Annotated in this window: 12 protein-coding genes; 5 read left to right on the forward strand and 7 right to left on the reverse strand. The window is 70.7% G+C overall.

Features of this window, described 5'->3' with window-relative positions; all coding sequences use genetic code 11:
- The first annotated feature begins 178 nt into the window (after positions 1-178).
- Together murJ and LWW96_RS12085 are read left to right on the forward strand one after the other, a co-directional pair.
- Positions 179-1,744: a murein biosynthesis integral membrane protein MurJ gene (murJ, locus tag LWW96_RS12080; protein WP_291487297.1), complete on the forward strand. Its 1,566-nt coding sequence runs from the start codon at positions 179-181 to the stop codon at positions 1,742-1,744.
- A 94-nt stretch (positions 1,745-1,838) separates the two neighbouring features.
- The gene (locus LWW96_RS12085) at positions 1,839-2,690 is read left to right on the forward strand and encodes a transglutaminase-like domain-containing protein (protein ID WP_291487299.1); all 852 of its coding nucleotides are present in this window, start codon (positions 1,839-1,841) and stop codon (positions 2,688-2,690) included.
- Positions 2,691-2,814: 124 nt separating this feature from the next.
- Here LWW96_RS12085 and LWW96_RS12090 read toward each other — a convergent pair whose 3' ends face one another.
- Positions 2,815-3,687 (reverse strand): plasmid replication/partition related protein, encoded by an 873-nt coding sequence (locus LWW96_RS12090; protein WP_291487301.1) that lies wholly within the window; start codon positions 3,685-3,687, stop codon positions 2,815-2,817.
- Between the two features lie 79 nt (positions 3,688-3,766).
- Complete coding sequence (locus tag LWW96_RS12095; protein ID WP_291487434.1) at positions 3,767-4,780, reverse strand: transporter; 1,014 nt, start codon at positions 4,778-4,780, stop codon at positions 3,767-3,769.
- A 181-nt stretch (positions 4,781-4,961) separates the two neighbouring features.
- Here LWW96_RS12095 and ppk2 point away from each other — a divergent pair, with 181 nt between their 5' ends.
- Positions 4,962-5,876 carry a polyphosphate kinase 2 gene (gene ppk2 / locus LWW96_RS12100; protein WP_291487303.1) on the forward strand — a complete coding sequence of 305 codons (915 nt, stop codon included), beginning with the start codon at positions 4,962-4,964 and terminating at the stop codon, positions 5,874-5,876.
- A gap of 81 nt (positions 5,877-5,957) precedes the next feature.
- Here ppk2 and LWW96_RS12105 read toward each other — a convergent pair whose 3' ends face one another.
- From LWW96_RS12105 to LWW96_RS12115, 3 genes are read right to left on the reverse strand one after another with little or no spacing between them, the layout of a single operon-like run.
- Positions 5,958-6,980 (reverse strand): helix-turn-helix domain-containing protein, encoded by a 1,023-nt coding sequence (locus LWW96_RS12105; protein WP_291487305.1) that lies wholly within the window; start codon positions 6,978-6,980, stop codon positions 5,958-5,960.
- A 31-nt stretch (positions 6,981-7,011) separates the two neighbouring features.
- Positions 7,012-7,635, reverse strand: coding sequence for a DJ-1/PfpI family protein (locus tag LWW96_RS12110; protein ID WP_291487307.1), 624 nt, complete (start codon positions 7,633-7,635; stop codon positions 7,012-7,014).
- The gene (locus LWW96_RS12115) at positions 7,632-8,195 is read right to left on the reverse strand and encodes an isochorismatase family protein (RefSeq protein ID WP_291487309.1); all 564 of its coding nucleotides are present in this window, start codon (positions 8,193-8,195) and stop codon (positions 7,632-7,634) included. Before LWW96_RS12115 ends, LWW96_RS12110 begins: the two co-directional genes overlap by 4 nt.
- Before the next feature lie 232 nt (positions 8,196-8,427).
- On the opposite strand from LWW96_RS12115, the gene LWW96_RS12120 reads away from it, so the two are divergent.
- Positions 8,428-9,543 carry a PHB depolymerase family esterase gene (locus LWW96_RS12120; RefSeq protein ID WP_291487311.1) on the forward strand — a complete coding sequence of 372 codons (1,116 nt, stop codon included), beginning with the start codon at positions 8,428-8,430 and terminating at the stop codon, positions 9,541-9,543.
- 56 nt (positions 9,544-9,599) lie between these two features.
- Here LWW96_RS12120 and LWW96_RS12125 read toward each other — a convergent pair whose 3' ends face one another.
- The gene (locus LWW96_RS12125) at positions 9,600-10,754 is read right to left on the reverse strand and encodes a permease (protein ID WP_291487313.1); all 1,155 of its coding nucleotides are present in this window, start codon (positions 10,752-10,754) and stop codon (positions 9,600-9,602) included.
- A gap of 92 nt (positions 10,755-10,846) precedes the next feature.
- Positions 10,847-11,890: a phosphoribosylformylglycinamidine cyclo-ligase gene (gene purM / locus LWW96_RS12130; protein ID WP_291487315.1), complete on the reverse strand. Its 1,044-nt coding sequence runs from the start codon at positions 11,888-11,890 to the stop codon at positions 10,847-10,849.
- Between the two features lie 295 nt (positions 11,891-12,185).
- On the opposite strand from purM, the gene hda reads away from it, so the two are divergent.
- Positions 12,186-12,887, forward strand: coding sequence for a DnaA regulatory inactivator Hda (gene hda / locus LWW96_RS12135; RefSeq protein ID WP_291487317.1), 702 nt, complete (start codon positions 12,186-12,188; stop codon positions 12,885-12,887).
- Positions 12,888-12,909: the final 22 nt, after the last annotated feature.

A 12,909-nucleotide genomic window follows, 5' to 3' on the forward strand; every position in this document is an offset into this window, starting at 1 on the left:
CTAAGAGTCTGTGGATGTTGCCAGCAAAGCCCGCGATTATAGCCCAGAGGGTTTGATGCATCCAGCCCTGCGCCCGCAGCGGGTGCAGCGCCGTCGCGATCGCCGCCAGGGAGCGGGCTCCGCCGGGCCGGTGGCGGGGCGCGGTGGCGCGCCGGGCCGGCGGGCTACACTTCTCGCGGTGTCGTTATTCAAAGCCGCCTCCACCGTCTCCCTTCTGACCCTGGCCTCCCGCATTACCGGGCTGGTGCGCGAGTTGCTCATGGCTTCCGTGTTCGGGGTCAGCGCCATGACCGACGCCTTCAACGTGGCGTTCCGCATTCCCAACCTGTTCCGCCGCGTGCTGGGCGAGGGCGCTTTCAGCCAGGCCTTCGTGCCCGTGCTGGCCGCCACCCGCGCGCAGGAGGGCGACGACGGCGCCCGCACGCTCATCGACCATGTGGGCACGCTGCTGGCGTGGACGCTGGTGCTGCTGTGCGTCGCCGGCGTGCTGGCCGCGCCGTGGATGGTCTGGGGCATGGCCAGCGGGCTCAAGCAGTCGCCCCAGGGGTTTGAGGCCGCCATCACCATGACGCGCTGGATGTTCCCCTACATCGGTTTCATGTCGCTGGTGGCGCTGGCGGGCGGCATTCTCAACACCTGGAAGAAGTTTGCGGTGCCCGCGGCCTCGCCCGTGCTGCTCAACCTGTCGCTGATCCTGTCCATCACGCTGGGTGCGCCCTGGTTTGCCCGGCGCGGCATCGAGCCCATCTATGCGCAGGCCGCGGGGGTGATGCTGGGCGGCCTGCTGCAACTGGCCATTCAGGTGCCGGCCCTGGCGCGCCTGGGGCTGGTGCCGCGCATCGGCGTGCGCTGGGCCGCCGTGCGCGCCGCGTGGGCCGACCCCACCACGCGCAAGGTGGCCCGCCTGATGCTGCCCGCCCTGCTGGGCGTGAGCGTGGCGCAGATATCGCTGCTCATCAATACGCAGATCGCCTCGCACCTGGCCACGGGCAGCGTGAGCTGGATCACCTATGCCGACCGCCTGATGGAGCTGCCCACCGCGCTGCTGGGCGTGGCGCTGGGCGTGGTGCTGATGCCGCAGCTGGCCAGCGCCCGCGCCAAGCAGGACGACGAACGCTACTCAGCCATGCTGGACTGGGGCCTGCGGCTGGTGGTGCTGCTGTCGGTGCCTTGCATGGTGGCGCTGCTGGTGTTTTCCGAACCGCTGGTGGCGGTGCTGTACCACTACGGCGCCTTTGGCGACCAGGACGTGCGGCAGACCACCTTTGCGCTCACGGGCTATGGCGCCGGGCTGGTGGGCATCGTGGCCATCAAGGTGCTGGCGCCGGGCTTCTATGCCAAGCACGACATGCGCACGCCCATGCTGATTGCCGTGGCGGTGCTGGTGCTCACGCAGCTGATGAACCTGGTGCTGGTGCCCTACCTGCAGCATGCGGCGCTGACGCTGACCATCGGCATCGGCGCCCTGATCAATGCCGCCTGGCTGCTGGCCGGCCTGCTGCGGCGCGGCAGCTACCGGCCCCAGCCGGGCTGGGGCCGGTTCGCGCTGCAGGTGGTGGCGGCCAGCGCGCTGCTGGCGGTGCTGCTGGTGTGGGGCGCGGAGCATTTCGACTGGGTGGCGATGAAAGGCCGCACGCTGCTGCGCATCGGCCTGATGGCCCTGCTGATGGGCGCGGCGGCCGTGCTGTACTTCGGCGCCCTGTGGGCTGCGGGCCTGAAGCTGCGCCAGATGCTGCGCCGCTGAGCGGCCGGCGCCTTCTCCAACGCTGCAAAAAGCCCTGCCAAGCAGGGCTTTTTTGTCGCTTGACGCAGGCCGGGGCGGCCCTTACAACTGGCGCATGCCCCTGAGCCTTTCCGTCCCCACCTCGCTCGAGTACTTTGCATCGCTGGTGCAAAGCGATGACCACTTCCCCCTGCTGGAGGCTGCGGCCAGCCTGGCGCAGGACGAATACCCCGAGCTGGACGTGCAGCAGCTGCTGGGCGACGTGGACCAACTGCTCGCGCGCCTGCAGCGCCGGCTGCCCACCGATGCCCCCGCGCTGCAGCGCCTGCGCACGCTCAACCAGTTCTTCTTTGCCGACCTGGGCTTTGGCGGCAACATCAACAACTACTACGACCCCGAAAACAGCTACCTCAACGCCGTGCTGCGCACGCGCCGCGGCATCCCGATCAGCCTGGCCGTGCTGTGGATGGAGCTGGCCCAGGGCCTGGGCCTGCATGTGCGGGGCATTGCTTTCCCGGGGCACTTCATGGTCAAGGTGCTGCTGCCCAAGGGCCAGGTGGTGCTGGACCCGACCAGCGGCCAGTCGCTCAGCCGCGAGGAACTGGCCGAGCGGCTGGAGCCCTACAAGCGCCAGAGCGGCCTGGTGGACGACTACGACGTGCCGCTGGGCCTGTACCTGCAGGCGGCCACGCCGCGCGACATCATTGCGCGCATGCTGCGCAACCTGAAAGAAGTGCACCGCACACAGCACGACTGGCAGCGCCTGGTGTCCGTGCAGGACCGGCTCATCGTGCTGCTGCCCCAGGCCTGGGGCGAATGGCGCGACCGAGGCCTGGCCCACGCCGAACGCGGCAACACCGCCGAGGCCGTGGCCGACCTGGAAACCTACCTGGCCCATGCCGAGGACGGGCTGGACATCGACCTGATTGCCGAGCGGCTGAGCGCACTGCGCCCAAACCGTGACTGAATTGCATCAGCGTTCGGTCCACCACGGTTCGGGCTGAGCTTGCCGAAGCCTTGCGCAGCGCTTGGACAAGCTCAGCGTGAACGGTCGGTCGGATTTTTCTTCACGACTTGAGAAGGAAGCGCCGTCAGAACGGTGCGCTGTCTCCCGGCAGGGCCGCCTGCAGCTGTGCCACCTGCTTGCGCAGCTCGCTGTTCTCTGCCGTGAGTTCTGCCACGCGGGCGCGCAAACGGTGCAGTTCGTCGGCACTTTCGCTGCCGCCTGCGGTCGCGGTGTCCTCGCTTGCTTTCTCGTCGCCCGGCGTTTCCTCGCGCGGTTTGCGCTTGTTGAGTTCGCGCACCCGCTTGGCCGCCTGCTTGAGCTCGTCCTTGCCGGCGGCCACGGCGGCCACCTGCTCTTCGGCTGGCAGCGTGGCCACGGCGGCGGCGGCGTTGATGGAAATGGTGCCGGACTTCACCGCCGCCACCAGTTCGGGCGCTGCCTGTTTCTGGATCTTTTCGATCATCACCACCTGGCTGCTGCTCAGGCGCGCGGCCTTGGCAATGGCCTCGCGGCTGTTGAGCGGCTCGGGCGCCGGCAGCGTGGCCAGCGCCTCGGGGGCCGCGGCGGTTTCGGCGCCGGGGGCGGTGGCTTGCGCCTCGGCAGACTCGCCATGGGCCAGGGCCGCGCGTGCCTTGCGCTCCGCGATGATCTCGCGCTTGCGCAGGGCCAGCACGCCGCGCTGGAAGTCCGACACGCTGCGCCGGCCCAGGTGCTGGTCGATCATCCACAGGTGCACGTCCTCCAGCGACTGAAAGCGCGGGTTCTGCACCGTCTGGAAGGGCAGGCCGTGCTTCTGGCAGATGCCGTAGCGGTTGTGCCCGTCCACCAGCACGTCGCCCCACAGCACCAGCGCATCCCGGCAGCCTTCGGCCAGGATGCTGCGCTCCAGCGCGTCGTGCTCGTCGGGGGTGAGGGGTTCGATGTAGGCTTTGAGTTCTTCGTTGACGACGATGTTCATGGGGCAGGCGGCTCGGCGCGGGGGATCAGGGCAAGGGGCGGCATTGTAGACAGGCCGCAGCGCCCGCTTCGCTCGCGCGTCAGTCCCGCGGGCTGCGCAGCGCCAGCCAGCCGGCCACGGCCGTGAAGGCCAGCACCACGGCCACGATGATCCAGAAGCCGCGCGGGTCGTTCGCCAGCGGCACGCCGCCCACGTTCATGCCGAACAGGCCCGCCAGGATGTTGATGGGCAGGGCCAGCACGGTCACCACGGTCAGCACGAACAGGCTGCGGCTGTTGGACTCCTGCACGGCCGCGGCGATTTCTTCCTGCAGCAGCTTGATGCGCTCCTGCAGGCCCTGCATGTCGCGCAGCACCACCGAGAACTCCTCGGTGGAGTCGCGCAGCTCCTGCACGTCGTCGGGCCGCATCCAGGCCGGCGGGTGCTGCAGCAGCCGGAACAGCGCCGCCGGCTCGGGCGCCAGCAGGCGCTGCAGGCGCACCAGCAGCCGGCGCAGCACGCCCAGGCGGGCGCGCTTGTGGTCCAGGCGGCCCGCCAGCAGCGCGTCTTCCACGCTGTCGATGCGCTGGGTCACGCCGCGCACGATGTCCACCAGGCCCGAGGCCTGCGTGCGCATCAGCTCGGCCAGCAGCGCCACGCTGGAGCGCGGGGCGTGGCCGCCGCGCACGGCGGTGCGCAGGGCGTCCACCGAGCGCAGCGCGCGCGTGCGGCCGGTCACCATCAGGCGCGGCGCCACGCCGGTCCACAGCGTGGCGATGTCCGACGGCTCGAAGGCAAAGTCGAAATGCGCGTCGTTGAGCACGGCGATCAGCGTGTCGTCGTCGCGCTCGATGCGGGTGGAGACCGAGCGGTCCTTCAGTGCGTCGAAGAAGGCCTCGGGCAGGCCGGCGTGCCGTTCCATCCAGCGCACGGCCTGGGCGTGGCTGAGGTTGAAGTGCAGCCACACGAAGCGCTCGTCGCCCGCGACCGGCGCGGCCAGCCACTCGGCCGCCTGCGCTGTGTCCACCTCCTGGGGCGGGTCATCGCCGCCCAGCAGGTAGCCGCAGATCAGCCCGGCCGAGTCGCCGCCGTAGTGCTGTGGCGCGTGCGGCAGCGCCGGCCTGGCAGCAGGCGCGGCAGGGGCGTCGGGATCGGGGAGAAGGTCGGGCGGGGATGGGGGCACGGCCGTGCATGGTGGCGCCCGGGTGTGACGGGCGCGTGACAGACATGGCGTTGTCACAGCTTTGTCACCGCAGGGCGCGAGCATGCGGCTTCTTGTCTTGAACCTTGCTGCCATGCTTTACCCCCAACACCTCGACGCCCAGGACCTGATGCAGCGCATCGCCAACGACCTGATCGACAGCTACGACGAAGAGCTGGAGCTGGAAATCGAGGACCGCAACGTGGACGACAGCGGCGCCCTGCAGCCCACCGACAAGCTGGCGCGCCAGCGGTACTTCACGGAGCTGTTCCGCCTGCAGGGCGAGTTGGTCAAGCTGCAGGACTGGGTGCAGCACACGCGCCAGAAGGTGGTGATCCTGTTCGAGGGGCGCGACGCAGCCGGCAAGGGTGGCGTGATCAAGCGCATCACCCAGCGGCTGAACCCGCGCGTGGTGCGCGTGGCGGCGCTGCCCGCGCCCAACGACCGCGAGCGCACGCAGTGGTACTTCCAGCGCTATGTGGCACACCTGCCGGCGGCGGGCGAGATGGTGCTGTTCGACCGCAGCTGGTACAACCGCGCGGGCGTCGAGCGGGTGATGGGCTTTTGCACCGACGACGAGTACGAGGAGTTCTTCCGCACCGTGCCCGAGTTTGAAAAGATGCTGGTGCGCTCGGGCATCACGCTGGTCAAGTACTGGTTCTCCATCACCGACGAAGAGCAGCACCTGCGCTTTCTGGGCCGCATCCACGACCCGCTCAAGCAGTGGAAGTTGAGCCCCATGGACCTGGAAAGCCGCGTGCGCTGGGAGGCCTACACCAAGGCCAAGGAGACGATGCTGGAGCGCACCCACATCCCCGAGGCGCCGTGGTGGGTGGTGCAGGCCGTGGACAAGAAAAAGGCGCGCCTGAACTGCATCGCCCACCTGCTGTCGCAGCTGCCCTACGAAGAGGTTCCCCACCCCACCGTGGTGCTGCCCGAGCGCGTGCGCAACCCCGAATACCTGCGCCAGCCCGTGCCGGCGTCGATGTACGTGCCCGAGGTGTACTGAGAGCGGCGCGTGTGCGCGCCTGAATGCTATTGTTATGATAGCTGCTAGCGCTTATCCAGCAAGCGCTAAAGGGCGATTTCATCAATATTCCGCGTTCTGCGCCGGGCCCCGCTGGCGGCCCGGAGCCTGCCGCGACGGCGTGCCTCCCCGGCCGAACTGGTGCCAGGCGCGCCGCAGCTGGGTGTCGGAGCTGAAGCCGGCCATGTGCGCGGCCTGCGTCACGTTGCGCCCCGATTGCAGCGCCGCCTCGGCTGTGGCCAGGCGGATGCGGCGCAGGTACTGCAGCGGCGCGATGCCGGCGTGCTCCAGGAACAGCCGCGTCAGGTGCCGGGGCGAGGTGTGGGCCACCTGCGCCATGGCGGGAACGCTCCAGTCCGCCTGGGGCTGCTGGCCCACGGCATCCTGCACGCGGTGCAGCGCGGCGTGCAGGTGGTCGCGGTGCTGCAGAAAGGGCGAAAACTCCGGCGCGTCCGGCCCGCGGCGCAGGGCCACCACCATGGCCTGCGCCACCTGGGCGGCCAGCGCGGGGCCGCAGATCGCGGCGATGCGGTGCAGCACCAGGTCGATGCCGGTGGTCACGCCGGCGCTGCTGTAGACGGCGCCATCGGACACGAACACCCGGTTGGCCACCACGTCGCAGCGCGGGTCTGCCGCGGCCAGCTCCTCCAGGTGCTGGTGGTGGGTGGTGGCACGGCGGCCGGTCAGCAGACCCGCGTGGGCGGCCAGCACGGCGCCGGCGCACACGGTCACAAGCTCCAGCGTGCCCGCCGCCGGCCGCAGGCCGCGCAACCAGTGCAGCAGCGCCCGCGCCTCCTCGCTGTCCACGCGGATGTGCTGCCCGGCCAGCCCCACCAGCACCACCCAGGCGGGCCGCGGCAGGGTGGCGGGCAGCGGCTCCAGCCCGGCCACCACCGCGCCCACCGAGGTCACCGACTGGGGCGTGGGGCTCACGAAGTGCTGCACAAACCGCTCGGGCAGGCCCTGGGCGGCCAGGGCCTGGTTGGCAATGCGCAGCGCCTCCGCCGGGCCGGCCCAGTCCAGCACCAGGCTGCCCGGCAGCAGGGCGAAGTAGACGTGGATGGGGGCGGGCGGCGCGGCGGTCATCGAGCGTGGTCCTGGGGAATCCCCGGAAGGGTTAAGGGTGCGGGTTCCAAGGGGTGTCCATCTGCCGGGCGGTGCGCTCGGCCAGCGCAGCGCCCGCCAGCCGTGCGACCAAGTGCAGGCTCATGTCGATGCCTGCGCTGATGCCGGCGGACGTGACCCGTGCGCCCCGGTCCACCCAGCGCACATTTTCCTGCACGCTCAGCGCGGGATACCGTGCGCGCAGGTCGGCCACGTCTTCCCAGTGCGTGGTGACCGGCCCTTCGGTGACGACGCCGGCCGCGGCCAGCAGAAAAGCGCCCGTGCAGACCGATGCGGTGATCTGCGCGCCGGCCGCGGCCTGGGCGATCCAGGCCAGGGTGCGGGGGCACGCAGCGGCCGCGTCCACGACGCCGCCCGGCACGATGAGCACATCCGGCGGCGCGGCGTTGTCGAAATGGGCGTCCGGCAGCACGCGCAGGCCGGCGCGGGCGCGCACGGGGCTGCTGTCGCGGGCCACGCATTGCACGCTGAACAGATCGTGGGCCGCGCCCGGCTGCAGCCGGTGGTGCATGCGGCTGGCGGTGGTGAAGACTTCGTACGGGCCGCCCAGGTCCAGGGCTTCCACGTCGTCGAACACCAGGATGGCGATGCGCAGGGGCGCGGCTGCGGCGCTCATGCGGCCACCGCCCGCTGCAGGGCCTGGGCAACGGTGCAGAGCGTGGCAAACCGGCCTTGCAGCACCGTGGCCGTGCGGGCCTTGATGTCGGCCGCGGTCAGGGGCTGGCCGTCTGGCTGCACCATGTCCCAGGTCAGGGTGGCGTCGGGTACGAAGTCCACCGTCCAGCCCAGGTCCGAGGCGTGGCGGGTGGTGGTCTCGCAGCACTGCTCGGTGCGGATGCCGCTCACGATCAGGCGCTGGATGCCGTGCCGCGTGAGCCACACGTCCAGCCCCGTACCTACCAGCGCGCTGTGGCGCGACTTGGTGAAGGTGGCGGCCGCGGTGAAAGGTGCCAGCCCTTCCAGCGGGCGCACCTGGCCCGAGGCCTGTGCGAACGGGTTGTCCGGCTGCTCGGGCCCATCGCTGTGGAAGACGCGCACGATGGGCACCTGCGCCGCAGCGCAGCCCTCGATCAGCGCGTTCTGTGCCGCGAGGTAGGCGGGCAGGTCCTGGGCCGTGAAAAAGGGGCGGTGGCGAAACGACTCCTGGACATCGATCACTATCAGACAGGTTTTCATGGGGTGCCTCAAGGCGTGCAGTGGTTGATGCCGCTGATGGTGCCTTTGCCGGGGATCCGAAGCCGGATCGCAAAGGACAAATACCGATCAATTTACGCCAAGATGGACGCCGCGGTGCGCAAGGCCCTGGAGCGGGCTGCGTTCGAGCGAGAGCGCCCGCCGCCAGAAGCTGGTATGGTGGTCAGGGTTTTCCCTGATTTTTCCTCCCACACCCCATTCCCTGCCCCTGCCCATGCCACGCCGCTCCCGGCTCTTCTCCTTGTCCGCGTGGACCCGCACCTACCAGCGCAGCCTCAAGGCCTTTGCCCAGGCGGCCCGGGCTGCGCGGCCGGCACCCGCCAAGGTGGCCGCCCCGCGCCGCGCTGCGGCCGTGGCATCGGCGGCGGCAGCGGCGGCGGCAGCGGGCGCGCGGCGCAGGCCGGGCCGCCCGGCCCCGGCGCGCGGGGAATGGCTGTCGGGCATTGCGCCGGGGCCGGCCGGCGCGCGGCGCTACCAGCTCTACATTCCCCCCGCGCTGGGGCTGCGCCCGGGCGAGACCTTGCCCTTGCTTGTCATGCTGCACGGCTGCGGGCAGACGGCGCGCGACCTGGCGGCCGCCACGCGCATGAACCGGCTGGCGGCCCGGGAGCGGTTCCTGGTGCTCTACCCCGAGCAGGAGCGCGTGGCCAACGCCCACGGCTGCTGGAACTGGTTCGAGCGCCGCAATGGCAAGGCCGAGGCCGAAGCTGCCACGCTGCTGGCGGCCGTGGACCAGGTGGCGCGCCGCCATCCGGTGGACCCGTCCCGTGTGGCCGTGGCCGGCCTGTCCGCGGGCGGCAGCATGGCCGTGCTGATGGCCGCGCTGTACCCGCAGCGGTTCTGCGCCGTGGCCATGCATTCGGGCGTGGCGCCCGGCACGGCGGAATCCGCCGCCACCGCTCTCGCGGCGATGAACGGGCGGCGTGCCGCGCACCTGCCGGACCCGGTGGCCGCGCCGCGCAAGGCCGACGCGGGTGCGATGGCGAACGGGAGCGACGGCGTGGCGTTGCCGCCGCTGCTGGTGGTGCATGGCGATGCCGACGGCGTTGTCTCGGTGCGCAACGCGGCCGACACCGCCACGCTGTGGGCCCAGGCGCTGGGCGCACGGCCCGGGGCGCTGCGCACGCTGCAGCGCGGCCGGCGCTATGCGACACGGGTCACGGAGTTCAAGGCGCGGGGCCGGGCGGTGGTGGTGCTGCGCGAAGTCGTGGGGCTGGCGCACGCCTGGAGCGGCGGCGCCCCGCGGCGCCCCTACAGCGACCCGGCCGGCCCCGACGCCTCGGCCCTGGTGTGGGCCTTTGTGGCGCGCCACTTCGCCAAAGTCCGGTAAAAACACGTTGCAGCGCCCGGCTGGTGGGCGCTGGCAGCTATGAAAAACATAGCTTGCTAGACCAGCCGCGCCGCCACCAGCTCCTTCTTCAGGTAGGCATAGAACAGCGGCGCCGCCACCAGACCGGCGGGCCCGAACACCGCCTCGGCCACGAACATCACGGACAGCAGCTCCCACACGCCCATCTGCGTGCGGCGGCCGACGACCTTGGCGTTGATCACGTACTCGGCCTTGTGGATCAGGATCAGAAAGCCCAGGCAGGCGGCCGCGGCCAGCGGCGACACCGACAGCCCCACGATGGTCAGCACCGCGTTGCACACCAGGTTGCCCACGATGGGCACCAGCCCCGCCACAAAGGTGAAGGTGATCAGCACCGGCGTGTAGGGCAGCTCGACCCCCCACCACGGCAGCACGAACAGCAGGAAGAGGGCGGTGAGCAGCGTGTTGAAGGCAGCGATCCAGAACTGCGCCGCCACGATCTGGCGGAAGGCCTCGCCGAACAGCAGAATGCGCTGGCGCAGCTGCTCTGCCAGCGGCCCGAGCGGGCCGCCCAGCGGGCGCACGGCGGCCAGGGCCCCGATCAGCAGCCCGACATAGGCAAACAGCACCCCGGCCAGCCAGGCGCGTCCGGCCATGGCCAGCGCCCCGGCCTTGGCGCCCAGGTAGCTGGCCAGCACGCGCTGCAGTTCGGCGGCGCCGTCGGGCAGGTGGCTGGCCATGTCGGCGGGCAGCTTCTGGCGCAGCTCGAGCACCGTGCGGGCCATGTAGGTGAGCAGCTCCTGGTACTGGTGCGGTGCGGCAACCAGGTAGCCCCGGGAATGGGTCAGCCCCAGCCCCAGCAGCACCAGCGGCAGCAGCATGACGAGGGCGGCGGCCATGATTTGCGCCAGCCGGAGGGTGCGGGGCGCCGGGGCCGGCTGCCGCACCATGGGGGCCGCCAGGGACGCAAACCACCGCGTCAGCGCGCGGGTCAGCAGAAAACCCAGGCACACGCACAGCAGGCCGGGCAGCAGCCCGCGCCACATCACCAGCAGCAGCGTGCCGGCCATCAGCCCGTAGCTGGCGATCTCCACGCCACGGTGGGCGCGCTCCGTGTCCGCGGCGCCGTCAAGCACTGCGGGGTGCGGGCCGCTTTCGCCGGGCGTGGGCGGCACGGGTTCTGCCGCGGAAGGCAGGGCGGGCTGGGCGGGCAGGGGGGAGCGTGATGCCATGCGCTGTCACCAACATTCAAGACAGGCCGCCGCCCGCCGCTGCAGGTCCGGGCCGGTGCGCGGCACGGTGCGGCGGGGTGGGCGCCGGGCCGTCAGGCCACCACCACGGCCGCGCCTTCGCCGCGCGGCGCAATCGTGCCGATGGTGTACACCTGCTCGCCCGCAGCACGCAGCGTGGCGGCCGTGGCCTCGGCGGCGGCAGCGTCCACCACCACCACCATGCCGATGCCGTTGTTGAACGTGCGGTTCATCTCGATGTCGTCGATGCCGGCGGTCTTTTGCAGCCAGGCAAACAGCTCGGTCTGGGGCCAGCTGCCCTTCTTCAGGTGGGCGGCCGTGCCCTCGGGCAGCACGCGGGGAATGTTCTCCAGCAGGCCGCCGCCGGTGATGTGCGCCAGGGCCTTGATCGGGTGTTGTGCCAGCGCGGCCAGCACGTTCTTCACGTACAGGCGGGTGGGTTCCATGATGGCCTGCTTGAAGGGCTTGCCGTCCAGCGTGGCGGGAGCGCTGCTGCCGGCGCGCTCGATGCACTTGCGCACCAGGCTGAAGCCGTTGGAGTGCACACCGGCCGAGGCCAGGCCCAGCACCACGTCGCCGGGCTTCACATCCTTGCCGGTGAGGATCTTGCTCTTTTCGACCGCGCCCACGGCAAAGCCGGCCAGGTCGTATTCGCCCGCAGGGTACATGCCGGGCATCTCGGCCGTTTCGCCGCCGATGAGGGCGCAGCCCGACAGCTCGCAGCCCTTGGCGATGCCGCCGACCACGGCGGCGGCCGTGTTCACGTCGAGCTTGCCGCAGGCGAAGTAGTCCAGGAAGAACAGGGGCTCGGCGCCTTGCACCAGCACGTCGTTCACGCTCATGGCCACCAGGTCGATGCCCACGGTGTCGTGCATGTTCCATTCAAACGCCAGCTTGAGCTTGGTGCCCACGCCGTCGGTGCCCGACACCAGCACCGGCTCCTGGTAGCGCTTGGGCACTTCGAACAGCGCGCCAAAACCGCCGATGCCCGCCAGCACGCCTTCGCGCATCGTCTTCTTGGCCAGCGGCTTGATGCGCTCGACCAGTGCGTCGCCCGCGTCGATGTCAACGCCGGCGTCTTTGTAGGAAATGGGGGTGGAGGCGGAGGAAGAGCTCATGGATGGTTCGTGCTGGTGGGCCCGCGTGCCGGGCTGTAAGCTGGGGATTTTAAGGGCCGCGGTCCCCACAGGGCCAAAGTCCCCATGGGCGCACCGCCTCAGCCAGGCCTCCGGCCGGGGCGCCGCAGGCGGCCACTGGCGGCAGACTAAAATCGTGCGCTGTCGCTTCCCTCCCACCGCAGTCACCTCCGGCTGGCGCCTTTCAGACTCCCGTGATGCCGTTCCCTTTCCTGTTGTTTGCCGCCGCTCCCGCTCCGTCCGCCGCAGGCCCGCACGGGCTGCCTGGGTGCCGCGCATGAAGCAGCTGGCCCTGGACATCGGCCTGGCCACCGGCCCCACGCTGGAGCGGTTTTTCGCCGGGCCCAACGAGGCCGCGTTGCAGCACTTGCGCCTGGCCGTGGGCAGTGGCGACCCCGGCGCCGCACCCCGCTCGCCGGTGCCCACCTACCTCTGGGGCGAGCCCGGCAGCGGCAAAAGCCATTTGCTGCGGGCCGTGCGGCAGGCCTTGCGCGAGCAGGGCACGGCCGTGGGCTGGCTGGACCCCAGCGTGTCCGAGCCGCCCGAGTTTGACGAGCGCTGGGGCGCCGTGGTGATGGACGACACGCACCTGTACAGCACCGCCCAGCAGGCCACGGCCTTCAACTGGTTCGTCAACGCCCTGAACCCCGCCACCGGACCCCAGCGCTGGGTGCTGGCCGCCGGCAATGTGCCGCCGGCCGACCTGCCGCTGCGCGACGACCTGCGCAGCCGCCTGGGCTGGGGCCACGTGTTCCAGCTGCAGCTGCTGGGCGAGCCCGAACGCCGCGCCGTGCTGCGCCAGGAGGCCGATGCGCGCGGCGTGTTCCTGGGCGACGACGTGATGGACTACATGCTCAAGCGCTTTTCGCGTGACCTGGGCAGCCTGATGCAGTTGCTGGACCAGCTCGACGCCTTTGCGCTGCGCACCCAGCGGGCCATCACGATCCCCCTGCTCAAGACCATGCTGGAAACGCAATGACACGGTGCTCCGGCCGAGCCGC

Origin of the sequence: Acidovorax sp. (genome assembly GCF_021287135.1) — a bacterium.
In the GTDB taxonomy this organism is placed as follows: Bacteria; Pseudomonadota; Gammaproteobacteria; order Burkholderiales; family Burkholderiaceae_C; genus Acidovorax.